This window comes from Bacterioplanoides pacificum (assembly GCF_042648445.1).
GTDB classification, from domain to species: Bacteria; Pseudomonadota; Gammaproteobacteria; order Pseudomonadales; family Oceanobacteraceae; genus Bacterioplanoides; species Bacterioplanoides pacificum.
This window is the reverse complement of the sequence record NZ_JBHRYB010000005.1, coordinates 55303-79198: the sequence shown is the minus strand read 5'-3', so window position 1 is coordinate 79198 and position 23896 is coordinate 55303. Positions and strand designations below refer to the sequence as shown.

28 protein-coding genes are annotated in these 23896 nt (G+C 50.9%); 7 read left to right on the top strand and 21 right to left on the bottom strand.

The window, feature by feature from the left end; translation table 11 throughout:
* Positions 1 to 29: 29 nt before the first annotated feature.
* From ACFOMG_RS05010 to ACFOMG_RS04965, 10 genes are all read right to left on the bottom strand, one after another.
* Positions 30 to 449 carry a hypothetical protein gene (locus tag ACFOMG_RS05010; protein ID WP_376865171.1) on the bottom strand — a complete coding sequence of 140 codons (420 nt, stop codon included), beginning with the start codon at positions 447 to 449 and terminating at the stop codon, positions 30 to 32.
* 126 nt (positions 450 to 575) lie between these two features.
* On the bottom strand, positions 576 to 899 hold the full coding sequence (locus ACFOMG_RS05005; protein WP_376865169.1) for a hypothetical protein: 324 nt from the start codon (positions 897 to 899) through the stop codon (positions 576 to 578).
* 25 nt (positions 900 to 924) lie between these two features.
* Positions 925 to 1314: a hypothetical protein gene (locus ACFOMG_RS05000; protein ID WP_376865168.1), complete on the bottom strand. Its 390-nt coding sequence runs from the start codon at positions 1312 to 1314 to the stop codon at positions 925 to 927.
* Positions 1315 to 1353: 39 nt separating this feature from the next.
* Complete coding sequence (locus ACFOMG_RS04995; RefSeq protein ID WP_376865167.1) at positions 1354 to 1656, bottom strand: hypothetical protein; 303 nt, start codon at positions 1654 to 1656, stop codon at positions 1354 to 1356.
* Between the two features lie 100 nt (positions 1657 to 1756).
* Positions 1757 to 1939, bottom strand: a complete 183-nt coding sequence (locus tag ACFOMG_RS04990) for a hypothetical protein (RefSeq protein WP_376865166.1) — start codon at positions 1937 to 1939, stop codon at positions 1757 to 1759.
* Positions 1940 to 1959: 20 nt separating this feature from the next.
* Positions 1960 to 2175 (bottom strand): TIGR02450 family Trp-rich protein, encoded by a 216-nt coding sequence (locus ACFOMG_RS04985; RefSeq protein ID WP_376865165.1) that lies wholly within the window; start codon positions 2173 to 2175, stop codon positions 1960 to 1962.
* 53 nt (positions 2176 to 2228) lie between these two features.
* Positions 2229 to 2492 (bottom strand): Txe/YoeB family addiction module toxin, encoded by a 264-nt coding sequence (locus ACFOMG_RS04980; RefSeq protein WP_376865163.1) that lies wholly within the window; start codon positions 2490 to 2492, stop codon positions 2229 to 2231.
* On the bottom strand, positions 2485 to 2739 hold the full coding sequence (locus ACFOMG_RS04975) for a type II toxin-antitoxin system Phd/YefM family antitoxin (protein ID WP_376865162.1): 255 nt from the start codon (positions 2737 to 2739) through the stop codon (positions 2485 to 2487). The genes ACFOMG_RS04980 and ACFOMG_RS04975 overlap by 8 nt, the downstream gene beginning before the upstream one ends.
* Positions 2740 to 2995: 256 nt before the next feature.
* Complete coding sequence (locus ACFOMG_RS04970; RefSeq protein ID WP_376865161.1) at positions 2996 to 3568, bottom strand: hypothetical protein; 573 nt, start codon at positions 3566 to 3568, stop codon at positions 2996 to 2998.
* A gap of 69 nt (positions 3569 to 3637) precedes the next feature.
* Positions 3638 to 4096, bottom strand: a complete 459-nt coding sequence (locus tag ACFOMG_RS04965) for a hypothetical protein (protein ID WP_376865160.1) — start codon at positions 4094 to 4096, stop codon at positions 3638 to 3640.
* Positions 4097 to 4647: 551 nt separating this feature from the next.
* Here ACFOMG_RS04965 and ACFOMG_RS04960 point away from each other — a divergent pair.
* The 3 genes from ACFOMG_RS04960 to rnk all read left to right on the top strand — a co-directional run bounded on the left by ACFOMG_RS04960 (position 4648) and on the right by rnk (position 7398).
* On the top strand, positions 4648 to 5964 hold the full coding sequence (locus ACFOMG_RS04960; protein ID WP_376865159.1) for an aspartate aminotransferase family protein: 1317 nt from the start codon (positions 4648 to 4650) through the stop codon (positions 5962 to 5964).
* A 219-nt stretch (positions 5965 to 6183) separates the two neighbouring features.
* Complete coding sequence (locus ACFOMG_RS04955) at positions 6184 to 6837, top strand: cyclic nucleotide-binding domain-containing protein (RefSeq protein WP_376865158.1); 654 nt, start codon at positions 6184 to 6186, stop codon at positions 6835 to 6837.
* Positions 6838 to 6984: 147 nt separating this feature from the next.
* Positions 6985 to 7398 carry a nucleoside diphosphate kinase regulator gene (rnk, locus tag ACFOMG_RS04950; protein ID WP_376865157.1) on the top strand — a complete coding sequence of 138 codons (414 nt, stop codon included), beginning with the start codon at positions 6985 to 6987 and terminating at the stop codon, positions 7396 to 7398.
* A 196-nt stretch (positions 7399 to 7594) separates the two neighbouring features.
* Here rnk and ACFOMG_RS04945 read toward each other — a convergent pair whose 3' ends face one another.
* From ACFOMG_RS04945 to ACFOMG_RS04935, 3 genes are all read right to left on the bottom strand, one after another.
* Positions 7595 to 8758 (bottom strand): fatty acid desaturase family protein, encoded by a 1164-nt coding sequence (locus tag ACFOMG_RS04945; RefSeq protein WP_376865156.1) that lies wholly within the window; start codon positions 8756 to 8758, stop codon positions 7595 to 7597.
* 27 nt (positions 8759 to 8785) lie between these two features.
* Complete coding sequence (locus ACFOMG_RS04940) at positions 8786 to 9937, bottom strand: flavin reductase family protein (protein ID WP_376865155.1); 1152 nt, start codon at positions 9935 to 9937, stop codon at positions 8786 to 8788.
* Between the two features lie 374 nt (positions 9938 to 10311).
* On the bottom strand, positions 10312 to 10689 hold the full coding sequence (locus ACFOMG_RS04935) for a hypothetical protein (protein WP_376865153.1): 378 nt from the start codon (positions 10687 to 10689) through the stop codon (positions 10312 to 10314).
* A gap of 330 nt (positions 10690 to 11019) precedes the next feature.
* On the opposite strand from ACFOMG_RS04935, the gene ACFOMG_RS04930 reads away from it, so the two are divergent.
* Together ACFOMG_RS04930 and ACFOMG_RS04925 are read left to right on the top strand one after the other, a co-directional pair.
* Complete coding sequence (locus tag ACFOMG_RS04930; protein ID WP_376865152.1) at positions 11020 to 11253, top strand: hypothetical protein; 234 nt, start codon at positions 11020 to 11022, stop codon at positions 11251 to 11253.
* 144 nt (positions 11254 to 11397) lie between these two features.
* Positions 11398 to 12315, top strand: coding sequence for a fructosamine kinase family protein (locus tag ACFOMG_RS04925; protein ID WP_376865151.1), 918 nt, complete (start codon positions 11398 to 11400; stop codon positions 12313 to 12315).
* A gap of 40 nt (positions 12316 to 12355) precedes the next feature.
* On the opposite strand, the gene ACFOMG_RS04920 is transcribed toward ACFOMG_RS04925, so the two are convergent.
* The 6 genes from ACFOMG_RS04920 to ACFOMG_RS04895 form a co-directional block, all read right to left on the bottom strand.
* Positions 12356 to 12895, bottom strand: coding sequence for an isochorismatase family protein (locus ACFOMG_RS04920; RefSeq protein ID WP_376865150.1), 540 nt, complete (start codon positions 12893 to 12895; stop codon positions 12356 to 12358).
* An 81-nt stretch (positions 12896 to 12976) separates the two neighbouring features.
* Complete coding sequence (locus tag ACFOMG_RS04915) at positions 12977 to 13894, bottom strand: Dyp-type peroxidase (RefSeq protein ID WP_376865149.1); 918 nt, start codon at positions 13892 to 13894, stop codon at positions 12977 to 12979.
* A 123-nt stretch (positions 13895 to 14017) separates the two neighbouring features.
* Positions 14018 to 15712: a D-lactate dehydrogenase gene (gene dld, locus ACFOMG_RS04910; protein ID WP_376865148.1), complete on the bottom strand. Its 1695-nt coding sequence runs from the start codon at positions 15710 to 15712 to the stop codon at positions 14018 to 14020.
* 18 nt (positions 15713 to 15730) lie between these two features.
* Positions 15731 to 16414 carry a LutC/YkgG family protein gene (locus ACFOMG_RS04905; protein WP_376865147.1) on the bottom strand — a complete coding sequence of 228 codons (684 nt, stop codon included), beginning with the start codon at positions 16412 to 16414 and terminating at the stop codon, positions 15731 to 15733.
* A complete protein-coding gene (locus ACFOMG_RS04900) occupies positions 16411 to 17976 on the bottom strand; it encodes a LutB/LldF family L-lactate oxidation iron-sulfur protein (RefSeq protein WP_376865145.1) in 1566 nt (521 codons plus the stop codon). The genes ACFOMG_RS04905 and ACFOMG_RS04900 overlap by 4 nt, the downstream gene beginning before the upstream one ends.
* Complete coding sequence (locus tag ACFOMG_RS04895; protein WP_376865144.1) at positions 17973 to 18761, bottom strand: (Fe-S)-binding protein; 789 nt, start codon at positions 18759 to 18761, stop codon at positions 17973 to 17975. The genes ACFOMG_RS04900 and ACFOMG_RS04895 overlap by 4 nt, the downstream gene beginning before the upstream one ends.
* A gap of 308 nt (positions 18762 to 19069) precedes the next feature.
* Here ACFOMG_RS04895 and ACFOMG_RS04890 point away from each other — a divergent pair, with 308 nt between their 5' ends.
* Together ACFOMG_RS04890 and ACFOMG_RS04885 are read left to right on the top strand one after the other, a co-directional pair.
* Positions 19070 to 19834 carry a GntR family transcriptional regulator gene (locus ACFOMG_RS04890; protein WP_376865143.1) on the top strand — a complete coding sequence of 255 codons (765 nt, stop codon included), beginning with the start codon at positions 19070 to 19072 and terminating at the stop codon, positions 19832 to 19834.
* 65 nt (positions 19835 to 19899) lie between these two features.
* Positions 19900 to 20760 carry a CPBP family intramembrane glutamic endopeptidase gene (locus tag ACFOMG_RS04885; protein ID WP_376865142.1) on the top strand — a complete coding sequence of 287 codons (861 nt, stop codon included), beginning with the start codon at positions 19900 to 19902 and terminating at the stop codon, positions 20758 to 20760.
* A gap of 29 nt (positions 20761 to 20789) precedes the next feature.
* On the opposite strand, the gene ACFOMG_RS04880 is transcribed toward ACFOMG_RS04885, so the two are convergent.
* Positions 20790 to 21521: a substrate-binding periplasmic protein gene (locus tag ACFOMG_RS04880; RefSeq protein ID WP_376865141.1), complete on the bottom strand. Its 732-nt coding sequence runs from the start codon at positions 21519 to 21521 to the stop codon at positions 20790 to 20792.
* A gap of 693 nt (positions 21522 to 22214) precedes the next feature.
* The gene (gene aceF, locus ACFOMG_RS04875; protein WP_376865140.1) at positions 22215 to 23882 is read right to left on the bottom strand and encodes a dihydrolipoyllysine-residue acetyltransferase; all 1668 of its coding nucleotides are present in this window, start codon (positions 23880 to 23882) and stop codon (positions 22215 to 22217) included.
* Positions 23883 to 23896: the final 14 nt, after the last annotated feature.

The window sequence follows — 23896 nt, the reverse complement described above, 5'->3', positions numbered from 1 at the left end:
ACAATGAAATAAGAGAATAAAAAGGAGAGTTAACCACCAACAAGCGGTGTCAGTTTGACGAACGTGACACTGGGGTTACGACGGATTTCAACCATCTGATCCAGCGTTTCCACCTGCAGATCATCGACCAATATAAAAAAGCCATTATTGGCAAACGCGGTCAGTGCCACATCGATCTGTTTCTCCAGATCGACCGGCTTTAATCGGCCAGACGTTTTTTTACCATTCAGCTGTTGTTCCAGTTCCGTTGGCTGAACCAGATAATGACGTGCCTGATCAAAGCTGCGCTGCGCTGCGCGGTCGTTATAACGCAACACTTCCTGAGTCACACGCTCAGTGATGATATCTTCGACAGACACCTGAATGCGGTCAAAGCTCAGCTGCAGTTCGTTAGCAACGTCACCCAGCATGTTTTCGTCGCGTACAGTGAGAATATGAGTGGTCAACATGGCGGTTCTCTTCTCAATCGGTAAAACATCAGGTTGCCAGCCGCTTAGCCAGCAAAGCTATTGATAATAAGCCTAACAGATAACCAACACTAACCATTTCTTGTCAGGCTGTGACACTCGTCTGCTTTAGATGGCGCCACGATATTCAAACCATAAAATGTCTTGTTTTAATTCGCTGCGGACCAGTGTCATGCCAAACTGTTTAAACTGAGACTCAGACAAGGCCTGATACGCCTGCAGCGAGTCGCTGTAGAACTGCAGCTGAACGTTAACGTTGGCAGCAAAACCGTTTACCGCTGGTAAAAACATCTGTAGCGGCTGGAAATTCTGACTTGCAGATGACGTATCCAGCAACTTAATGCTGAAACCCGCCTGCTCAAAGTGCGCCTCTGCCGCAAGTGTCGTATGGCCAATCAGTGCCAGGCATACCATCAATACCATTGCCTTCATAACGATTCCTCCATCGGGTCGCTTATTATTTAACCACGTTTGCGGTTACATTCTGCTTTTCCCAGGCCAGCAGACGGCCTTTCCCCCATCCACCCGCCAGCAATACAGGCAACTCAATATCCGCCCGGATGGAATACCCTTGCTGTGCCATTTTCAGTGGTGATTCAGGGTGCAAGGCCCGCCAGTCATCAGCGCTAAGGTACACCAGAATAGGCCCGGATGAATGCTGTATCATCACAGGTTTATTCCCCAGTGTGGTTTCAAACAGCGTTCTCACAGAAGCACCCAACCGCACCATCTGATAAATCACAGCCCCCTGAATACGCTGCGGTTTTGCGTACGATAAACGAAAACGACCAATCACCAGCAGCACAGTAACAGCGGTGACAACAAACAGAATAAATGGAATACTCATGGCAGATACCACCTCCGACATCCAGAGAACTGCATCGGGCTAACTAAGTGCAGCACGTTGAATAATGGCCTGGTATTTTTCCTCGTCACTGAGCGCTGGATCCACCAGTATTGGCTCCAGCCAGAGACACTGAATATCTTCCATGAACTGGTGATAATCGTGCCGATTCAACAAGCCCGTTATATCAAACCGGCCTTCTCCACCACCGGCCCCAAATCCCTGACCGATTACACAGCCAGCAATAAACTCATACCCAGAACTATGTTCACCAACATACAGGTAATGTGCCTCTCTGGGAGCCCGATGAGGATACTGAACCGAGGAAATCAGATGTCTTTTCATCGGTCAATGCCATACCGAATACCCAGGTGTTCACCTGATATGGTCTCGCCTACTCTAATTAAAACAGATAGATCACTCACTTAATTTACACACCCAATCACTATAGCCACCTCATCACATATTCAGGCTGGCCGGTATGATCATCCAGCCGTTCGTTCAGCGCACGGAATCCTTGCAACAGATAGAACTGACAGCTGGCCTGATTTTCTTTGTACACAGTCAGTGTTAACACCCGCCGCCGGTTTTTCGCGTGATCCAGCCACTGCAGGCTTTCGTCGGACATCTTACTTCGTTCCACATAATTTACTTCCAACCCTGCCGCCATAGACTGTCGTCTTTCAGCTCGTACCAGTCAATGGCGGTTTCGTTTTTGGTCATCACCGCTTCGATGACGCAATGAATCACGTCACCCTCTTCATCGAATTCCACTTCGGTGATCATAAAGTGCTTTTCTTTGTTTTGTGGCTTAACGGCCGTCCATTTGCTGTTGAGGAGTTTTTTCGGGTTGATTTTGTTCACGGCGATCCTCTGGGGTTGTAGCAAGATTTAAAACATCAATGAGTTACTGACGGTTAATAATGGTAGCGACAGGAAATAATGGTAATCGCCGCCTCATCGACGGCATACACCAGCCGGTTGGTATCATCGATCCGTCTGGACCAAAAACCGGATAAATTTTCTTTCAGAGGTTCGGGTTTGCCGATGCCCTCAAAGGGCGAACGTTTGACCTCTGTGATGAGTTTATTGATTCGCTTCAGTGTCTTTTTGTCCTGAGTTTGCCAATAGAGATAATCGCGCCACGCTTCATCCGTCCAGCTCAACAGGCGATTACTCATCAAGCAGCTCTCGCGGCGTGGCTTTACCCGCTTTGTATTGAGCCATGGAACGATTCAGATGTTCAGCATTGGCCGGAGAACGCAGCAAATGGACGGTTTCCATCAAGCTGTTGTAGTGCTCCAGCGACATCACCACCGCATCTTCGGCGTCACGGCGGGTTATCACCGTGGTGTCAACGTCATTGACCACACCATCCAATAGCGCCTTCAGGCCATTCCGGGCTTCTGTGAACGAGACAATCTTCATAAGCGGAATCTCACATGTACAACTAATAAGACAAGTATAGGGAGATACATGGAGTTGTACAATATAGAGGACAGGTTAGACTCAGGAATCTTGAGCCTTGGCAGGCTGCCAGAGCAGGCCTTTGTAACCCTGTGTTGCGACCGTATTGCAAATGCTTTGAACTCTCGGCCAAGAAAGCGATTCAAATACAAAACACCAGAGGAGATGTACTATGGAATCTAGATACTACTGTCGCGATTCAAACTTGATACTAGGCTCATTGTTCTGCAAGTTCTTCATATGCTTCTTTAAATTCTTCTATTTCCATTAAGTCATAAAAAATATTTTTTAGTTTAATATCATTTTCTATTTCACTTAACAATGGCTGTATAGCATACAACTGTGCTTCAAACCGTATACGTGGGAATTTTTGTTTAATTTCATTCTTTATTTCTTCAGGCTCTACTCCATCCGCAGCAAACCGTATTAACAATTCTATTGCATTTCCTTGTGTCCAGTCATACTCTCCCCATGCTATTTCCCTTATAAAAGGCAAGGCATCTGGGCCAAGATTATACACAAGCTCTAAAATTGCAAATTGACAAACACTTAACCAACCACCTAAACCATGTTTTTCAGTACTAAATAGTTCTGACTCTTTTGGTGGCTCATTAAACATTCCCTTTAGTTCAGAAAGATTCTCAACCGAAATTACTTTGGATAACCCCTTTACTTTAATTCTGAATTCACCCAAATTTGACGGGCTTAATAAGTACTCTGCTAGAGTACGAACAACCACATCTAACTCTGAATCTGTTTTTCCCTGCTTCTTTTTCCAGAATTTAAACATTGTTAGTACTCACTTTAATAGCTGATCCTAACCACGCAATTCGGGGTCCGGTTGATTTCTTTGTTAGCACTAGGGCCTAGCAAACTGAAAACCTCTCTCTTTTGACCACTTGTTAATATATTTGATTGTTGCTTGCCGCACACTCTGACTTATTGCTGGTGTATGGCATGCGTCGAATATTTCCATTGCCTGTTCTCGGGTTAGCTGTATATCCACAAGCCAATTTACTGCTGAATCACACCAGTTTGGCATATATTTGTATGCTGTTAAAACAGGCACATGAAACGGAAATTGATATGCCAACCTTGGATCTTCGCCTGTAGTAATTAGTCCTTTCTGTAAAATTGAAATTTGCTTTTCGAAGTCTCCTCCGTACTCCTTTTGAAGAAGAGGAAGCAGAACAAATCCAGATTTTCCAACTCCAATTTCAATAGGTGAGTCCTTATCCACAAACCACTTTCCTCCTTCAAGAGATACGAAGGCTCCCCATCCTCCTGCGTTTTTAAATAAAGGACCAATCCATTCCATAAATCGAACTCATTGTAGTGCTAACTGTATGTTCGTGTGCGTGCCTGATATCTTGGCGAGAATCTGTCGAGCTTATACCAGCAACCAACTGATTTCATTCTGAAACCTTCCCTGGCAGACATTCCCTTCGACAGATGCGCTTAGCGCACATCCCGGCTGTCGGGATCAAACCCAGCAGCCCAATTCTTTATCTGTTACGAAAAATATCACTAAGAGCCACCTCAGACAACACTGATCAGACGCTCACCCCGGCTCGGCGGCCAACGGGAGCGGCATTACCACGCGGAGCGTGGGAACGAGATACGCGGGAGCGGCAGCGGCAGTGGCATTCCCACGCAGAGCGTGGGAACGAGATACGCGGAGCGTGGGAACGAGATACGCACAGCGTGGGAACGAGATACGCACAGCGTGGGAACGAGGTACGCTAAGCATGGAAACGAGACGGTCAGCTGATCATCCGACCCGCACATACGATTAAATTTTCGCCAGACCTCTGTATAATCGCCGCCCGTTTTCAACCACCCGTAAAACCACACACCAAGGAACCCCGTATGACTGCCAAACCCAATCGCGATGCCCTGCTGGCCACCGCCCACACTCATATGCCAATGGGCGTTGCCGACAGTTACCGCTATTGGGGTGACGAGAACACGGTGTTCGTTAAGTCCATGAAAGGTTGCACCATCACCGATGAAGATGGGCAAACCTTTGTCGATTTCCGTCTGGCTTATGGCCCCATCATCCTCGGTTACCGCGATGAGCGTATCGATAACGCGGTGATCAGCAGCATCCAGAACATCGGCACCATGACCGGTTTCTCCACCCGCATGGATTCTGAGGTGATCGAGCTGGTGAAGTCGATGTGCCCACAAATCGAGAAGATGCGTTTCGCCAACTCAGGCACCGAAGCGGTATTAGGCGCGATCCGCACCGCTCGTGGTTACACCGGCAAAAACAAGGTGGTAGTGGTGGAAGGTGGCTTCCACGGTTTGTACGATGAAATGATGTGGAAACCGGACGTCGACAGCTGGGACCCGGAATCAGGCACCATTCCGGAAATCAAATCCTTCGGTGGTGGTATCCCGGAAGCCAGCCGTGAGCATCTGGAAACCGTATCGCTGAACGATGCTGACGCTCTGGACGAGGTGTTCGCCCGCGTCGGTGACGATATTGCCGCCATCGTGATTGAGCCGATCATGGGCAACTGTGGTTCCATTGCTTCCACTCAGGAATACATGCAGAAGCTGCGTGATATCTGTGATCAGCATGGCTCGCTGTTAATCATCGATGAAGTAAAAACCGGCTTCCGCGTCGCCAAAGGTGGCGCTCAGGAGCTGTACGGTATTTACGCCGACCTCACTACCTACGCCAAAGCCATGGGTAACGGTTACCCGGTGGCGGCCTTTGGTGGTAAAGCCGCCATTATGGATAAAATCAGCTTCGGCAAAGATGGCGTCACGCACGGCGGCACTTACACCGCTAACCTGATTGCCCTGAGCGCTGCCAAAGCAACGCTGACAACCCTGCGTGATACCGATGCGCTCGACAGCATCAACGCCACCGGCAAAAAAATTCAGGGCATCCTGGCCAAAGTATTCGATAAGTTTGGCGTCGAGCACCGCTTTGCCGGCCCGGATTCGATGTTTGGCATTCACCTGGGCACCATCGTGCCGCAGAACTACCGCGACTGGAAACAAACCAACAGCGATTTATATACCGAGTTTGCGCACAACCTGATCAAACAGGGGGTGATGCTGGAGCCGGATTCGCGTGAGCCCTGGTTTATCTGTGAAGCCCACAAAAACATGGACTTCGACTGGCTGGAGCAGGTGGCCAATGACGCCATGCAGCAGGCACTGCAGAGCTGAGCAGCCAACACAGAAGCGGCTGCGGCCGTTTCTGTGGCTGATGTTTGTTTCACCGGCCAAACATCCTGGTAGGCGTGGCCGCCAAGGTGCGGAAAAAACCACCGATATTGACGGTCGTCAATTCAGTGAATTATTAATAACTTTCGGTTCTCTGAACACTTAATTAGTCATAATGGCGTGCTATATTCAGTCCTGTTGTTTAATTAGCAAGGTCAAAATATGCGCCGTGTGACCCGCGAAGAATATCCGCTCGACACCCTGCAACGCGCCGTGAACGGTGTGACTTTCTTCAAAGATCTGATCCATACCGACACCACTCAATTCGAGCTGCTGATGAGCGTCACCCAGTTTGTGACTGCCGATCCGGACGAAGTGATTATTCACAAAGGCGACAATGCCAACATTCTGTATTTTCTGCTGCGTGGCCAGCTGGCGGTGATGGCCGACGATGAACATCAGGAAACCATCGGCGAAATTAATCCCGGCGAAATGTTTGGTGTGATGGCCATGTTGCTGAATTACGAACGTTCGGCGTCGATTAAGGTGGTGGGCAAGAACGCGCTGCTGGCGGGTATCGATTACCAGCATTTTTCCGATCTGGAGGACTTCAACCTGTTCAGTCTGGGTACCAAAATCAGTTTCTTCCGCATGTTAGCCAATAACCTGCGCTGGACGCTGGAACGTAACCGCATGGAGCTGCCCGATCACCCGCTGGTTGCCCGGCTGCGTAAAACCCCGCTGATCACCGCAGAAAAAAACACCGTGGAAGAGTTACATGCGCTGCACCAGCAGACCCATATTCTGGCCGAGCTGCTGACCGAGTGGAACAGTTCAGTCAGTGAGCAGCCCGACAGCGAGTGGCTGACGCTGTAACCCGGCTTTTCTGACATTTTTCTCGATAAGGCTTGTTTTTTATCGCCGACTGGCCTTAAATCGACAAACAATCAGACTCATAAGCAGAGCGGAAACCCCGGAGGTTTCCGCTCTGTTTTTTTTTGGAATGAATAAAGGAGGTTCCGTATGAGTAGTCAACCAGAACTGATTCTATCTGCCCTGGATGTGGAGCGTCTGGAAGTTATGCTGGATTCGGTATCCGCTACCCAGTTTCCCGGCAAAGCCAGCCTGCTGGCAGAAATTGATCGCGGCGATATCCGCGAACCGGAGGAAATGCCCGGCAACGTGGTCACCATGAACTCCAGTGTGCGCCTGAGTGTGATCGACTCCGGCCAGACCTTTAACCGCACACTGGTGTATCCACGCGATGCCGGTGCGGCTGAAGAAAATATCTCCATCCTGGCGCCGGTTGGCAGCGCCATTCTGGGGTTATCCGTGGGTGACGAAATCGACTGGCCAATGGCCGGCAATAAACACACCCGGGTAAAAATTGACGACATCATTTACCAGCCGGAACGGGCCGGTGAACTGCACCGCTAAAGCCGCTGCTTACCCGCCATCAGGCGGGTAAGCAAGGTGTTATTTATTGCAGTTGCCACACCTGTTCTGTATGGCTTTCAAAGGCAAGTCAATAAAACCGCTGTGCCATTCTGAAACCGCCTGTGCAAAACCTGAAATTGTTTAATTTTCAGCAGGTTACAATTAAATGACAGGCGCTTTCAGGGGTCGCTGGCGATTATCCCGCTGCCAGCGAATCCGTTGGTTTGGATTTTTTGTCCGGTAACGAATAACGCAATACCCGTTTCACCACGGTCAGATACTGATGGCCGAAGGAGCCGGTGTTGTAGGGAATGCCGTATTGCTGACACACCTGCTGCACCTGCGGCGCCATCCAGACGTAATGACGCGCCGGTACATCGGGGAATAAATGGTGTTCAATCTGGCAGCTCAGGTGGCCGGTAAGGATATGAAACCAGCGTTTACCCTCCAGATTGGAAGAGCCCAGAATCTGGCGGTAGTACCACTGACCACGGCTTTCGTTCTGGCAATCTTTTTCATCAAAGGTATGCACCTGTTCGGTGAAATGGCCACAAAAAATAATGGTCGAGGTCCACAGGTTACGCACCAGGTTAGCAATCAGATTGCCCAGCAATACCCAGCCAGCGATCGCCAGACCGGCACCGGCCAACAAGCCAAACGGCAATGCCAGCAGCGGGAAGAACAGATAATCTTTAAATACCTGTTTATTAATTTTGCTGAAAAAATCCTTACGCAGCTGTTCACGCGGGATCGGTAAATGACTGTCTTTACGGCGCTTGCCAAAGAAAATCCGCTCGGCCGCCAGTTCGTGATACGCCACCCCCCACTGAAATAACAAACTCAGATTCAGGTAGGTAAAAAACTGATAGAGGTTTTTTGGTCGCCACGGAATATCATCACTTAAACGCAATAAGCCATAACCAAAATCGCGGTCTTTACCAATAATGTTGGTATAAGTGTGGTGCTCGTGGTTGTGATACCGCTTCCAGGAATCGCTGTCGGCGGCAATATCCCAGTTAAAGTGCCGCGAATTAATGTGTGGGTCGTTCATCCAGTCGTATTGGCCATGCATCACATTATGGCCAATTTCCATATTGTCGAGGATCTTGGCCAGCGACAATAACAACACGCCAGCCCCCCACAACAGCCACCAGACGTTGCTGAACGGCGGCACAAACCCCAGCACCAGCAACATACGGGCACTGATTTCACAGCCACGCTGAAAACGGATCATCTTGCGGATGTAATCCGCATCTTTCTGACCGCGACGGGCCAGTGCTTCATCACGAATGGCGTCCAGCTGTTGCTGAAACGCAGTTAACGTCGCCTCGTCCGGGCGATGCGCAAATGAGGTTGTCATAATAATTCCTTCAAGCCTTGCTTCGTATTACAGATCCAGTGCCACATCCGTCACCGGCACCGAGACACACAATTGAATTTCCTGCGGTCCGCTGTCTGAGGTCTGGCCGGTTTTGGTGTTGTACACCACACCGCTTTGTTTTTTACAGATGCACTGATGGCATACACCAATACGGCAACCGGATAGTGGTTTTAAGCCGGCCTGTTCAGCCAGATCCAGCAGTGATTGCGGCTGTTCGGCATTGCTGGTCAGTTGTGTGTCACTGCGTACACAGGAAATATGTTGCTGACCTTCCAGCCCTGCAACCTGATCGATCGGCGCGGCACCAAAATATTCGTAATCCACCCGCGCATCATCAACACCGGCGTCACGCAGCAACTGGCGCGCCAGCTGAATCATCGGCGTTGGCCCACAAATCATCAGCTGCCATTGTGGTTCGTTCAGATCCAGTGGTAATTGCTGCAAATGGCCGGCCTGCAATAAGCCGTGTTCAGCGTCGTTCATCAGCGTTAATGAAAACTGCGGCAACTGTTGCGTCAGACGCTCAAATTCCTGGCGGAATAGCCACTGCTGCGCATCACGGGCGTAATACAACAGGTGCACCTGTCGCTGACCCGCCAGCGCCTGCATTTCCGCCAGCATCGAGCGGAACGGTGTAATCCCACTGCCACCGGCGATCATTAATAACGGCCGGCCGTTATCCGCAGGCGACAACACAAAATCACCAAACGGCGCCGATATATTCACCAGCCCACCTTGGCTGAACTGTTGCCGCAACCAGGGAGTGATGGCGCCCTGCTGCTGCACCCGGATGGTAAGCTCGAATAATCCGGTTTGACGTAAATAATACGGCGACGACGAAATACTGAATGTCCGGTGCGCACGCACACCGTCTTTTTCACAAATCAGTTCCACGTGTTGCCCGGCACGGAATCCACGTGCGGCCCAGGATTTATCTGGCCGTAACACCAGAGTGAACACATCATCCGTTTCATGGCGCAGGGTCAGCACGTCAGCACGGCTGTAAACACTGCTCCAGTTGGGGGTCAGTAACTGCACCAAGGGCTCCAGATAATCACTGAAGCGTGGTTGCTGGGTCAGGCTTTCGGCAAACCAGCGCCAGGCTTGTTGCCAGCGACCCGGCTGTGACGGAGCGGCGGATGATAGCGGACTCGACATAAAATTCTCTGAGGGTGAACAAAACAGTCATGCAAACAAACGGTTACAAGAAGTAACCAAAGTTACAACGGCTTTGTACCGACCCGTTCGACGTAAGTCCAATAAGCACGTAGCCCGACACCGCTGGCACGATCACACCAATAAACCCTGAACAGGCAAGAATGTAAGTATTCACTTACGCCAGAATATCGACCAGGCGGGCGTTCGACTGCGCCAGGTGCGTCATTAGTAAAGGAAGTTGGCCGGCTATTATTTCCCAAAAGGAAATAATATCTTGCTGAAAAGCAAGTGAGGAACAGGCCTTCAGCCGCCCGGTGGCAAACACCACACAGGCGGCTGAAAGGCGAGGAAAACAGCAAAAAGGCGTCAGCCGATCAGTAATATTTATCGCAATCGAAGGCCGACGATGAACGGTACTGGTTACGCGGTGCGCCGATATCGGTATAACGATCGCCTGGCAGGTTTGGACCGCTGGCAACTGCCCGGGCCGCAACGGAACAGGCATCACCGTTGTCGTCGTTATCGCAGAAGCCATCGTAATAAATACCGTTCATGGCACCAACAATCACACCGTTACCTTCCTGACCACACTGCCATTCAACCCCGGCCAGGTATTCCCAGTAACTGCGATGGCCAAACAACAGACGCATCATGTCGTCTTCGTACAGACCCAGCCAGTTAAAGGTCCACATAAAGGTGGAGTTAATATGGGATTTATGTTCGATATCACCACTGATTATCAGTTTGTTCATACATTACCTCGGGCTGAACCATAAAAGGCCGCGCATACTATTGATTTTAAAGCACCTATTAAATTCCCTTAAATCAAAAATGCGACCGGAGTTAACAATTCCGGGGAAACATCACTGACGCCGGACGGCCGTTTGTTTTACACTGGCGAGCCAGTTTTCTCCGGGATTCAGCCGTGCGTTTTCAATCGTTATTTCTGCAAGCCAGCGATTACAGGCTGCATCTGATGCATATCAGCCAGCCTGGCCTGGGTACGCCAGCGGCACTGGATCGACAGTGACGACGGCTTTGATTACGGCCTGGCGGCGCAAACCACGCGATTACCGGATACCTTGTATTATGCGGCACTGCGTGATTTCAGTCTTGGCCACCGGCTTGACGTCAAACGTTTTGCCGCCGAATGCGGTCCCCATCATTTTGAGTATCGGCTACTGGCCCGTAAAAACGGGAATCAGCTGAATTACGATCACATCAATATGCTGACCGCCCCTCAGTGTGTTGATGATCACTTTCCTCAGCTGCTGCAGTGGTTACAGCAGCATCAGCATGAACGACCCTATTATTAAAAATATCATTTTTTGTAACCAAAAGTTGCACAAGGTAACACTGGCGGACAAAAGCCGACGCACTCGGGAGTTTGTTAAACATCCCTCACTTTTTACTGACAGCTTGTTCTACAATAAAACCCAGTAATTTTGTGAGGCCTGACCATGAATACAGCCCGGTCACTGGACCAGCAACACGCCTATCAGACGTTGCAGCAGATTCTTAACGATGCGGTAAAGCAGGGGAAACTGTTTGCGCCGGCACGGGATATTCAGGGCTTCAGCCATCAGCAGCACCAGCAACAAATTCATTTCAGCGTACAGACCGGCGCAGGGGCCTATTTTATAAAATGTAATGACCTCTCTCACCGGCCACAGTACCAGGCAGAACACACCAGCCTGCTGACCATCATCGCCAGTGAAACCCTGGCGACCTGCGCGCCACTGGCCGTGGGTGCCGTCGACGACCAGAGTTATCTGATTCTGCAACACCTGTCACTGGCACTACACGGAGACTGGTTCAGTGCCGGCCAGCAACTGGCACAAATGCATCAGCATCATTCCGGCATGGGTTATGGCTTTGACAACACCAGTTATTGTGGTGATACGCCGCAGGATAATCGCTGGAATGATAACTGGGCTGATTTTTTTATCGACCAGCGGCTGAAGCCGTTAATTAACCAACTGGCGGCCCGGGGAATTCATTTTTCTCAGCAGCAGGCCTGCCTGGCAAACGCGCAACAGTTATTGGCGGATCACCATCCGGCGGCCTCCTTGCTGCACGGCGATTTGTGGTCGGGCAATATCGGTTTTAATAACGACAAACAGCTGCCCTATCCGATGATTTTTGATCCGGCCAGTTATTATGGTGATGCCGAAACCGACCTGGCGATGACCGAATTATTCGGCCGCTTACCGAAAAAATTCTACGATGGTTATCAGAGTATTTCCGCCCCGCTGGATGGCTATCAGCAGCGCCGGAATATTTATCAGCTGTATCATTTGCTCAACCATGCGCTGTTATTCGGCGATCACTACATTGAGCAAAGTGAACGTATGATGCTGGATATTATTGCCGCTTAAGCCCCGGGGCCGCTGCGGCACAACTCCTTACTTCGATACCTTATTTCACCAGCCGGATTAACTCGCGGAATTCATCACCGCGGGCGCACTGCTGTAGTTCAAACAGCGCCATTTCCACCGAGGTTAATAACGCCCCCTGATTCTCCATTTTGCCAATCGCCAGCTCCCGGTTGGCAGCAGTACGCGAACTGACAGCATCCGTTACCAGGTGTACATCGTATTTTTCCGCCAGTAAGTCCATCACTGTCTGATACACACAAATATGTGCTTCAATGCCGGCCACCAGCCAATGGCTGCGTTTATGTCCCTGAATCGTACGCTTGATAACGTCGTTTTTTAACCCGGAAAAAGTTTCTTTTGCCAGGGGTTCACCATCAATCAGTTCGGCGATTTCAGTCCGGGTCGTCCCCAGTTTATCCGGCATCTGCTCCAGCCATACCACCGGTAACTGCAATAACTGAGCGCCCTGCAATAAAATTTTCAGCTGGCTGAACAAGGACATAGAGTCCTGCATCTGCTCTGCCAGTTTGCCCTGTACATCAATCAGAATCAGGCCGGTATTATTTTTATCAAGTGCCATGGATAATTCTCCTGTTAACAACGACAGCGGTCCTTGTACCCCGATGTCAGCGTCAGTGCCTATAGGGCGTTAGTATCAGCGTCAGCTTTCCTTTAAAAGCTGCAATAAATCGGCCTGTGCCGGCATAAACCAATAACTGCCACTCAGCGGTGTGGAATATTGCATCAGCCGGTCAGCCAGACCATCGTCGCCAGCGCCAACCATGCTTTCCAGCTGCAGCGAAATACGCCGCAATTCACTGGCAAAACAGATAAAAAACAAACCACGATCATCCGCGGCGCGGTAATAGGGCGTACTGCGACGATAAATTTTCAGCGCCACACCATCCACTTTCAGGTCGGTGCGGCTGACATGTGAATCGGCTGGCATATCGTCGCCCTGCAGTTCGATATTGTCATCCCGGGTACGGCCAATCACCCCTTCCTGCTGCTGCAGCGGCAGCTGCTGAAACGCCTCCAGCTTATGCCGCCACAACTGGCTGAACACATAGCTGCCTCCTGCTCCGGGCTGTCCGGCCGCAATCTGGCTGGCGATAATCCGCTGCTGCTCTTTGGGATTGGCGGTACCGTCGACAAAGCCGGTTAAATCGCGGGATTCACGGTTTTTAAAGCCACTTACGTCGCGCTGAATATCGGCATAAGGCGCCAGACACTGGTTGATATGAATCACCGCGGCCATGACTTCACCGCGATCTTCACCATGAATCCAGAACAACAAATCGGTCTGGGTTGATGGCATCCGGTATTGTCCCTGCAGTGTGGCAAAGGGCTGCAGATCCGCTGGCCGCCAGTCAGGTTGCAGACGATCCCAGGCATCAGCACCAAACGCTACTGCCACATAACAGTCCGCCACTGCCAGCAGAGCACTGGCAAGCGCCTGCCTGATGTCTGCGTTAGCGGCCGCCGGGTGCAGCTGCATCTCGCAATAATGGGCATGAATCCCTGGTTCACTGTACAAACCCGGCTGCGGGGCCGGCATCCACTGCTGTTCACTGCTCATAATACGTCTCGTTTTTACACCCGACAGATTGAGCGGCTATTTTTCAGAAAAAAGCCCGGACAGTCAAAACCATCCGGGCTTAGCTTGAGATGCCTCAATACTCTGGCGCTTCCGCAAACGACATCAGCAACAGCAACGTTTGTGTTTATCGGTTTTACCGATTCCCGGGTTAAAGCTGTTGGTCGGGTCGAGTTGCTGGTAAAAGTCTTTTAACCCCCGCTCAGCTTCATACAGGTGCCCGACATTATGTTCGGCCGGGTATTTGGCCTGACGCTCTGCCAGCAGCTGTAACATTTGCTCTTTCAGTTGTTTCGGATCAACGCCTTTTTTAACAATATAATCCTGATGAAAGACGTAACACATAAAGTGGCCGTAATAGAGCGAATGTTCTATGTGCTGACTGATTTCTTCGGGTAACTCTTCTTCCCAGTGCAGATTATTACGTGGCAGCGCAATATCCAGTGCCAGAATATCTTCCACCTTATGCTGATGAACCGCCTGATAACGAATCGCCGCACCAGCAGCGGCAAACCGATGCAGGTAGGCCTTTTTTGCCTCTTCGGCACTGCATTCAAAATAATCACCGCGCTCATCAGCGGCAAAAAAATCGTTCAGAAAGTGACGCGCTTCCTCAATACCATCATCACTCATTTTAACAATCAGATAATGCTCATAACGGCGGCGATAATCCCGCATTCGTTTGGGCAGCATATTGGGCCAGAAATAACTGGCAAACTGCATCAGCCGATCGGGTATGTCTTTCGGCAGCCAGTTGATTTTATTCAGCGTAGCGGCAATCCGCCCCTTCAGAGCAAACATTTTTGGCAACATATCGGTGCCAAAATAATTGATCACCATAAAAGTATCTTTGCCGTATTTTTCCGCAATATCATAAATATCACGATGCATGTATTCCGCCACTTCCGGCAGCTGGTTAAAGTTCTCCAACATATGGCGACGCAGTTCAGTCAGCTGGCTGGCGTCATTGGTACCGATATAAAATGTCTGCTCCCGTTCAGCCACAGCAAAGGTATCCAGCCGCACCGCAAACACAGCTATTTTCCCGGCACAACCACTGGACTCATACAAACGGGAAGTATCCGCATTGTAACGTGCCGGTGTATCGGCCTGAATATCACGAATAATATCGCCATAATCGCTGGCCGATGCTTTGGCCTCACCGTGACTAACATCGGCGTCACTGAAGGTCTGATTTTCCAGGTTATCGAGTATTTCTTCCGGACTGTCACCCAGCTCAATGCCCAGATGATTCACTAACACCAGCTCTCCTGCTGCGGTGATCTGCGCGTATAACGACAACTCGGTATAAGCCGGGCCACGTTTAATTAATGCCCCGCCGGAGTTATTAGCCACACCACCAACAATAGACGCACCAATACAGGACGATCCTATCACCGAATGAGGCACCCGCTTTAACGGTGCCAGCATTTTCTCCAGCGTAAATAATGAAGCGCCGGGAAAACTGACCACCTGCTGTCCCTGATTCAGTAAGATCAGTTTGTCCAGCCTGCGGGTATTAATAATCACCACGTCGCGATCATAGTCGTTGCCGCTCGGGGTTGAACCCTCGGTCAGGCCGGTATTGGCCGCCTGCATGATAATAATTTTATCCGCAGCCACACACAGCTGCAGTAACTGCCATTGTTGCGTTAAAGTTTCGGGGAACAATACCGCCAGAGCATCACCTTCACCGGAACGGAAGCCGGTACGATAATGCTCGGTTTCGGTATCACCGGTGAGCACATTATGACTGCCGAGCAACGACTGACAACGCTGCAGAAATTCCTGATTATTCATAATTTTCTTGCTCACATATTAAGGAGCTGGCGGCTCGTTAACGGCACCATCTGCATCACTGACCAGAAAAACACACAGCTGTTTTGGCCCATGGGCACCAAATGCCAGGGTCTGCTGAATATCGGCGGTTTTACTCGGGCCGGAAATCAGTAACATATTGCTGGGTTTTTCATCCCGGGCAAAACTTTGTTGCCAGTAGTCGCTCTGTACCAGCTGATTAAAATCTGCCAATAAATCGCTTTCATTCAGCACCACAATATTTAACCCAGGCACCAGCGATAACGTACGGGGTTCATCCGCTCCGGTTTCCAGCACCAGAGAGCCGGTTGCTGCCAGACCATAGCGGGCAAACGAAATCCCTGCGTCAATCTGCTGAAATAACTCGCTGTTCTCCAGCGCGGCGTCGTAACGCTGCAACCCACTGACCGATCGGGCCAGCGCATCAGCCGCGGCACTGCAACCAATCAGGCAATGAGCGATGTCTTTATCCTGCAACAGCTGGCGGATATCCGTCGCCAGCGCCGCGGCTGATGTCGGGATGACCTCAGCATGATTATCACTCAGGTTCTGGATAAATTCGTGCCGGTAAAGGGCCTCATCCAGATTTCCACTTACGGCCTCAAAAGCCAGTACTGAAGACTGTTGGCGTGAAGCACTCTGGCCATTTTTCAGGCGCTGTAAAATTCGGTCACGGCTGCTCATTGCGACTCTCCGGAGTTAAGTTCATTGGCAACGCCCCTGTCTCTGGCGAGTTCGTGCAGACTTCTGGCAGCCACCTGAGGCATCGAACGGCTGCGCGTCCAGGGTCCCAGTTTTTTGGGCAGCAGTTTACGGCCACGGGTAAGCAGCCGGGTCATCAGCCGGTACAGCCAGGGTTGCCGGTGGGCCAGCGACCAGCCACGCCAGATCAGGCTCTCACCCAGTGTCCGTTTGCTGCCACGGCCTAACACCGGACTAAACACCTGCCGAATAGAATCTGCGGTTAAATGATTAACATCCGGATTGACCGCCTCGGAGCGCAATTCACGAATCAGTTTCGGCAGCGGAATACGCACCGGGCAGGCATCACCACAGGCGCCGTTTAACGAACAGGCCGATAACATATCACCGTGTTTCTGCAGCCCGCCAAGTTGTGGCGTGACCACCTGACCAATAGGGCCGGGGTAAGTTGAACCATACGCGTGACCGCCGATACGGGCATACACAGGGCAATGATTCATACAGGCGCCACAACGGATGCATTGCAGCGTTGGTTTTAACGTGTCGTGATTAAAAATACGCGAGCGGCCATTATCCAGCAGCACCAGATGAACCTGCTCCGGGCCGTCTTTTTCTCCCGGCTTTTTCGGCCCGGAAATCATATTAAAATAGGTGGTTATTTTTTGCCCGGTGGCAGAGCGGGTTAACAGCGTAAGTAAATCGGGAACCTGAGAAAAATCTTCCACTACTTTTTCAATACCGGTGACCGCAATGTGTAACTTTGGTACGGTCGTGGTCATACGGCCATTACCTTCGTTTTCCACCAGGCACAAGGTGCCGCTATTGGCGACGGCCATATTAACGCCGGAGATACCGGCATCTGCGGTCATAAATTTATCACGCAGAATTGAGCGGGCATTACCAATCAGCTCATCCACATCTTCGCTGTAGGGCACCGCCTGACCATCACTGGTTTGCGCCCGGCTGTGCATCAAACGGGCAATTTGTTCCTTATTTTTATGGATAGCCGGCATAATAATATGCGACGGCGTTTCTTTAGCCAGCTGCACCAGATATTCACCCATATCCGATTCCAGGCACTCTATCCCACGTTGTTCGAGGTAATGATTGAGTTCAATTTCTTCGCTGACCATGGATTTACCTTTCACCACGGTCCGGGCGTTATTATCCTGCAGAATATTATGAATCAGACAGCAGGCTTCTTCGGCGGTTTCGGCCCAGTGCACCTGAATGCCATTTGCGGTCAGGTTGGTTTCCAGCCGCTGCAATAAATCCGGCAGATTATTTAACGTATGCTGGCGAATGGCTTCACCGCGGTCGCGTAACGCCGACAGTTCAGCGTCATCGGGAAACATGGCTTTACGTTTACCCACCAGAAAATTGCTGGCACCTAAAAAGCTGGCCCGCAACGCTTCATTTTCCAGTGCCATTTTTGCCCGGGCGTTAAAATGACGCCGTTGCATATCGGTAAAGTCGTGTTCTTCACGATCCACCAGTGCGGCCATGTCAGCGGCCGAAACCTGTGTAACCGGAATCTGTGTCATTGGCTACGCTCCCAGAGTAATGTTGCCAGATGTTTGGCCGGCAACGAGCGGCCCTGCTTATCCAGCGTGCCGCTGATATTCATCAGACAACCACAATCAGCACTGGTGATTACATCGGCGCCGGTCGCGGCCATATTATCGGCTTTGTCTTTAGCCATGGCAGCGGAGATATCCGGCTGCTTCACCGAAAACGTCCCGCCAAAACCACAACATTCTGTGGCCCGCTGCGGCTCCACCAGCTGCACACCAGACAACGACGACACCAGCGCTTTGTGTTGTTCTGCCACCTGCATCGAACGTCGTGCACTGCAGGAGGTATGTAAGGCAACGGTCAGCGGCTGCTGGCTGTTATCGGTTAATTCCACCTGCAGAACATTCACCATAAATTCAGAAAATTCATAAGTGCGTGCAGCCAGCGCCTTAGCCTGTGCCTCTTCCGGCTCTCCGGCAAACAACGATGGGTAATCCTTATGCAGCATGGCGGCACAGGAGCCCATCATCACCACCAGCGGAATATCCGCAGAAAATGCTTCAAGCTGTTGGCGGGCAACCTGGCGGGCCTCGTCATCGTAGCCGGAGTTATACGCCGGCTGGCCACAACAGGTCTGTGCCTGAGGGAAAATCACCTCAACCCCTTCCCGCTCAATCAGGGCAATCGCATCCATACCTGCCTGAGGGTAAAAGCTGTCGACCAGGCAGGTTCCCATCAGGTACACCGCCCGGGGTTTGACCGGGTAACTTCTTGCCGGCGCCGGACCGGCACTGGCTGCATCGCTTAAAGGCATAAATCACCGTAAGTGTTGTTATTAGTGGTTCGACCGGGTAGTTAAAATTGGTAATACCATTTACCCAATCAAATTTATTGTGTTAAATTATCGTGATACAGATTGGTGGGTCAAATATTCAGACAGGTTAATATCGCGATTTTATTTAGACCTTGGTCTGATAAAAGCCCGACTCACAGCCACTGACAGGCCAGAAGAAACTGAGTAATATTGGTTTTACCTTTTTACGAATAGCAAAAAACCCTGGTATTAACCATTAGGTATTTTTACCAGATCACACATTTATTGCCGTTAGCCAGCCGATACCTATGACTGAACATTCCATTCGCGCGACCAAAATTTCCGACATCATTGCCAAACGGCTGGAGTCAATGATTCTCGAGGGCAGCCTGGCTCCGGGGCAAAAAATGCCGCCGGAACGCGAGCTGGCACAACAGTTCGAGGTATCGCGCCCGTCATTACGTGAAGCGTTACAGAAATTGGAAGCCAAAGGCCTGGTGGTTCGCAAACAAGGTGGCGGCACTTTTATCTCCAACGATATTGGCCTGTCATTTGTCGACCCACTTACCCAGCTATTTCAGAGTCATGACGAATTTAATTACGACTTACTGGAATTCCGCCATGCCCTGGAAGAAGTGGCAGCCCATTACGCGGCGTTACGGGCCACCCCTTCCGACCATGAAATTATTGAACGCCGCTACCAGGAATGGCTCGACTGCCATGACGCACGCAAGGGTTATAAAGAAGAAGCGGAGATGGACTGGCGTTTTCACCTGACCATTGCCGAAGCCTCCCACAATGCCGTGTTATTACACTCCATGCGTGCTCTGTTCAGCCTGTTTAAACAAACCATCGCCAGTAACCTGGAACACTTGTACACCAAAGAAGAACGCCGGCTGGAGATAAAAAGCCAACACGCTGCAATTAAGGATGCTGTGATTGCCGGCGACCCGAAAGCCGCGCAACAGGCAGTCAGCGAACACCTGGCTTTTGTCGAAGAAACGCTGCAACAAAGCGCCCGGGTAGAGAGCCATTCGCAACGTTCATTGCGGCGTATCGGCCTGATGCGCTGACACACTTGCTAATCTACTGAAAGGCCAATAGGCTGGCGCACAAAAAGCAACAACAGGTCAGAGCCGTGGCTCATCGCTTTACCCACCCACTCTATTGGCTTCAGCCGAAACACATCTGGTCACACGTCAGTGCCATTGACAGCCAGGCAGAACAGGAACGCAGCCAGTCAGATCCGCAGACACTGAAAAACCGTGCCTGGATCGTGATTGCCGTCGCCTGTGTGTGTTTGCTGATGCTGCATTATCTGAAGTACTCCAGCAATTTACGCAGCGCAATCCCGTTACTGGAAAGCTGGTTCTCGATTCCCAAAGGGCAATGGCTGACCAGTTATTACCGCAGTGACTATCGCGAGCTCTGGGGGTACGTCTGGTGGGGCAGCTGGCATATAGTGGCATTTATTGTTATCCCGATGCTGACCGTTAAACTGCTGCTGAAACAATCATTACGCGACTATGGCTGGCAATGGGGGGAGGTTCATAAACACTGGCTGGGTTACCTGCTGCTGGCTACTCCGATTATTGGCTTCGCCATTATGGCCAGCTTCCGCAGTGACTTTGCCAATCATTACCCGTTTTACGACCTGGCCCATCTGAGCTGGTTGGATCTGCTACTGTGGGAAAGCATTTATATCTTGCAGTTTGTGGCGGTGGAGTTTTTCTTTCGCGGATTTCTGGTCAATGGCCTGCGACCTCAGCTGGGCAGCTTATCCGTCGCCGTCATGTGTCTGCCCTATCTGATGCTGCATTTCCCGAAGTTATGGCTGGAGTCAACCGGCGCCATTTTGTTTGGTTTTTTTCTCGGCGTATTAGCGCTGAAATCGCGCTCAATCTGGGGTGGTGTTGCGGTTCATATCGCCATTGCGCTGACCATGGATTTTGCCGCGATGATTCAGACCAAAGGATTGCCACAGCTCTGGCTGCGTTAATCGGGCTGCATTACATTGCAGCCGGCAGCTCAGTGATCCAGACCATAACGGCGGATGATTTCCGCATAGCGGCGACTGCGTTTAAAACTCCGCAGTGCCTCACTGAACTCGGCAACGTATTGTTCTGCTTTGGGAGTCTTGCGAGAAAAGGCAATATAGTCGTCACCGCGATCAATCGCCGGTTCTATATACTGCAGCTGATCCGCAACTCCCATACGTTCGGCGTGATATTGCAGCGCAGCACGATTCCCCACCCCAACAAACCGGCCGCCCGATAAAGTGCGGCGGATTAACTCCTGTTCATTGATGACAAGCTGCTTATCGAGAAACAAAGCCTGACGAAATGTCTCACCATGATAATAGCCACGCACACTGAGAAAACGCTGATCACGCCACTCGAGAAAACTGCCACGGTATCCGGCCGGAATACCCTGCAGCCCTTTTTTCACCACCATGAAGCTGCTTTCCTGCAGGTGCGGCTGCTGCAGATAAAGCGCTGACTCTTCGCGCTCCGGAGTGCGGAAATACAACACCACCATATCCAGATCGCCGCTGGCCAGGTGGCGCTGCACCCGCACAAACGGTAAGCGCTCATAATTCAGCTGATGACCCAGCTGCCCGGCCAATGCTTCAGCCACTTCAATCGCCGCTCCCTGCAACTCGCCTTGTTTGGTGAAATAAAACGGCGGATAGTCGAGATCACCCAGCCCGACACGCAAAACATCGGCCCGGCTGACAACAGCAGCCAACAACAAAGCCACAACACAACCTACTCTCAACACACGAATCATGAGTTACCCGACAAACGCTTTTATAAAATTGTAACCAGATATTCCGGCCATGCGCGGCCAGAAACAGAAATGACAGCTAAGTCATAAGGCTGAAGCCGTTATGATCAGAGCCCGGCTGCTTCAGCGCCAAACCATACTAAAGCATGACACAAAAGTCACACATACAAACATACCAATATAAAAATAAAACCGATGACAGCAGGCTACTCAATAACTCCTGATTATATAAAAATCCGGAAAATCGATTTTTATTAATACACAGAGGCAAATTACGAAAATATAAACAGGAAAGTAATCGCTTTTAAGAAAAGCATTAGTTCATACTTGAAAAATGTGGCCAATGAACAAGGCTGTCTGGCAAGCAGTGGCAACAACAGCGGTCAAATCGTGGTGAACTGACCACCGCACAGGCGCAACAACATGCTGTGCAACTGATACATGCTGTGCAACTGATAGAAGTATTCCGCTATCGGGATCATGAATATTTTTTATTCTGAACCGTCAGGCCGAAGTGATCGCCCATGAAAACACCGATACCTTGTCGTTCTGGCAGAGGTCAGCGCCAGTCGGACAAGGTATCGGTGTTACGCTGGAAACCCAGCGGCTGAGCCAAGATTTCAGCCGTCGAGTTATTCAACCACCTGTTGTTGTGTCACGAGGCAACTACAACACCAGACGACGAATATCGCTGATCATAGCCACCAGAGTGGTAAAAAATCGACCACAATCCGCGCCATTAATCGCACGGTGATCGTAGGAAACCGCCAGCGGCAACATATTGCGCGGTTCAAATTCTTTGCCATTCCAGACCGGCTTAATCTGAGCCTTGGAAACCCCCATGATCGCCACTTCCGGGGTATTAACGATTGGCGTAAAGCCAGTTCCACCCATCGCTCCCAGGCTGGAAATAGTGAAACAGCCACCCTGCATCTCGGCTGGTTTTAATTTGCCGGCGCGGGCTTTGGCAGCCAACTCATTACTTTCTTCGGCCAGTTGCCAGATACCTTTTTTATCCGCATCGCGTATAACCGGAACCATCAGACCGTTAGGGGTATCCACTGCCATACCAATATGCACATAGTGCTTTTGCACAATATGTTCGCCATCAGCATGCAACGACACGTTAAAGCCGGGCTCGGCCCGCAACGCCAGCGCCGCAGCTTTAATTAAAAACGGCATCGGTGTGAGTTTGACTCCGCGACGTTCTGCTTCGGCCTTCATGTCTTTGCGGAACACATCCAGATCAGAAATATCCGCGTCATCAAACTGGGTGACGTGCGGCACATTTAACCAGGCGCGCGCCATATTGGCGGCCGTGAGCTTTTTAATTTTGCTCATTGGCTGCAGTTCAATATCTCCGAACTGGGAGAAATCAATTTCCGGTACCGCCGGAATACCAGTACCCGACACCGCGATCTGACCGGTTTCCGCTTTCTGGATAATGTCTTTGACATAAGCACGGATATCGTCCTTGGTAATACGGTTACGAACACCGGACCCAGTGACTTTGGTTAAATCCACTCCCAACTGACGCGCCAAACGGCGTGACGACGGACCGGCGTAAACCCCTTTGCCGCCGACAACAGCTTTTGATTCCGGCTCCGGATTAACCGTCTGCGCTGCTACTGTTTCAGGCGCGGCTGCTGGCTGTGGCATAACGTCTGGCTGTGGCATAACGTCTGGCTGAGGCGTTGCGGCTGCGGTGCTGGCCGACGTGGTTAATACCGCATACACATCACCCTCGTTAACTTTATCGCCAACCGCGACCTTAAATGCCACCAGGGTTCCCGCTTGTGGCGCCGGCACATCCATACTGGCTTTATCGGTTTCCAGTACCAGCAATGAGTCTTCGGCTGCAACGCTGGCTCCGGGCTCAACACTGAGTTCGATAATATCGACATCGGTTGCACCGCCCAGATCCGGTACCGTTAATTCGATGGTTTCAGCCGCAGCCGGCGTGGCTGGCGGTTGTGCCACCGGCGCATCCTCCACCGCTGCATCCTCCACCGCTGCATCCTCCACCGCTGCATCCTCCACCACATCAGCAACCACTGCTGGTTCAGCGTCAGCCTGATCAGCTGGCGCTTCGCCGGCTTCCGCCGTCAGCGCCAGAATATCAGAGCCTTCCGACACCGTGTCGCCCACCTTAACCAATAATTCCCGAACCACACCGGCGTGACTGGATGGAACTTCCATGGTGGCTTTATCGGTTTCCAGAACAATTAAGTCCTGTTCAACTTCAACGCTGTCACCCACCGCCACTGAAATTTCAATAATTTCGACATTTTCTGAACCGCCCAGATCGGGCACTTTAACGATAATATCACTCATCTTCTGGCCTCCTC

Coding starts and splice junctions, on each gene's coding strand:
- ACFOMG_RS05010 (WP_376865171.1), bottom strand. CDS start 449: ATGTTGACCACTCATATTCTCACTGTACGCGACGAAAACATGCTGGGT.
- ACFOMG_RS05005 (WP_376865169.1), bottom strand. CDS start 899: ATGAAGGCAATGGTATTGATGGTATGCCTGGCACTGATTGGCCATACG.
- ACFOMG_RS05000 (WP_376865168.1), bottom strand. CDS start 1,314: ATGAGTATTCCATTTATTCTGTTTGTTGTCACCGCTGTTACTGTGCTG.
- ACFOMG_RS04995 (WP_376865167.1), bottom strand. CDS start 1,656: ATGAAAAGACATCTGATTTCCTCGGTTCAGTATCCTCATCGGGCTCCC.
- ACFOMG_RS04990 (WP_376865166.1), bottom strand. CDS start 1,939: ATGTCCGACGAAAGCCTGCAGTGGCTGGATCACGCGAAAAACCGGCGG.
- ACFOMG_RS04980 (WP_376865163.1), bottom strand. CDS start 2,492: ATGAGTAATCGCCTGTTGAGCTGGACGGATGAAGCGTGGCGCGATTAT.
- ACFOMG_RS04975 (WP_376865162.1), bottom strand. CDS start 2,739: ATGAAGATTGTCTCGTTCACAGAAGCCCGGAATGGCCTGAAGGCGCTA.
- ACFOMG_RS04970 (WP_376865161.1), bottom strand. CDS start 3,568: ATGTTTAAATTCTGGAAAAAGAAGCAGGGAAAAACAGATTCAGAGTTA.
- ACFOMG_RS04965 (WP_376865160.1), bottom strand. CDS start 4,096: ATGGAATGGATTGGTCCTTTATTTAAAAACGCAGGAGGATGGGGAGCC.
- ACFOMG_RS04960 (WP_376865159.1), top strand. CDS start 4,648: ATGACTGCCAAACCCAATCGCGATGCCCTGCTGGCCACCGCCCACACT.
- ACFOMG_RS04955 (WP_376865158.1), top strand. CDS start 6,184: ATGCGCCGTGTGACCCGCGAAGAATATCCGCTCGACACCCTGCAACGC.
- rnk (WP_376865157.1), top strand. CDS start 6,985: ATGAGTAGTCAACCAGAACTGATTCTATCTGCCCTGGATGTGGAGCGT.
- ACFOMG_RS04945 (WP_376865156.1), bottom strand. CDS start 8,758: ATGACAACCTCATTTGCGCATCGCCCGGACGAGGCGACGTTAACTGCG.
- ACFOMG_RS04940 (WP_376865155.1), bottom strand. CDS start 9,937: ATGTCGAGTCCGCTATCATCCGCCGCTCCGTCACAGCCGGGTCGCTGG.
- ACFOMG_RS04935 (WP_376865153.1), bottom strand. CDS start 10,689: ATGAACAAACTGATAATCAGTGGTGATATCGAACATAAATCCCATATT.
- ACFOMG_RS04925 (WP_376865151.1), top strand. CDS start 11,398: ATGAATACAGCCCGGTCACTGGACCAGCAACACGCCTATCAGACGTTG.
- ACFOMG_RS04920 (WP_376865150.1), bottom strand. CDS start 12,895: ATGGCACTTGATAAAAATAATACCGGCCTGATTCTGATTGATGTACAG.
- ACFOMG_RS04915 (WP_376865149.1), bottom strand. CDS start 13,894: ATGAGCAGTGAACAGCAGTGGATGCCGGCCCCGCAGCCGGGTTTGTAC.
- dld (WP_376865148.1), bottom strand. CDS start 15,712: ATGAATAATCAGGAATTTCTGCAGCGTTGTCAGTCGTTGCTCGGCAGT.
- ACFOMG_RS04905 (WP_376865147.1), bottom strand. CDS start 16,414: ATGAGCAGCCGTGACCGAATTTTACAGCGCCTGAAAAATGGCCAGAGT.
- ACFOMG_RS04900 (WP_376865145.1), bottom strand. CDS start 17,976: ATGACACAGATTCCGGTTACACAGGTTTCGGCCGCTGACATGGCCGCA.
- ACFOMG_RS04895 (WP_376865144.1), bottom strand. CDS start 18,761: ATGCCTTTAAGCGATGCAGCCAGTGCCGGTCCGGCGCCGGCAAGAAGT.
- ACFOMG_RS04890 (WP_376865143.1), top strand. CDS start 19,070: ATGACTGAACATTCCATTCGCGCGACCAAAATTTCCGACATCATTGCC.
- aceF (WP_376865140.1), bottom strand. CDS start 23,882: ATGAGTGATATTATCGTTAAAGTGCCCGATCTGGGCGGTTCAGAAAAT.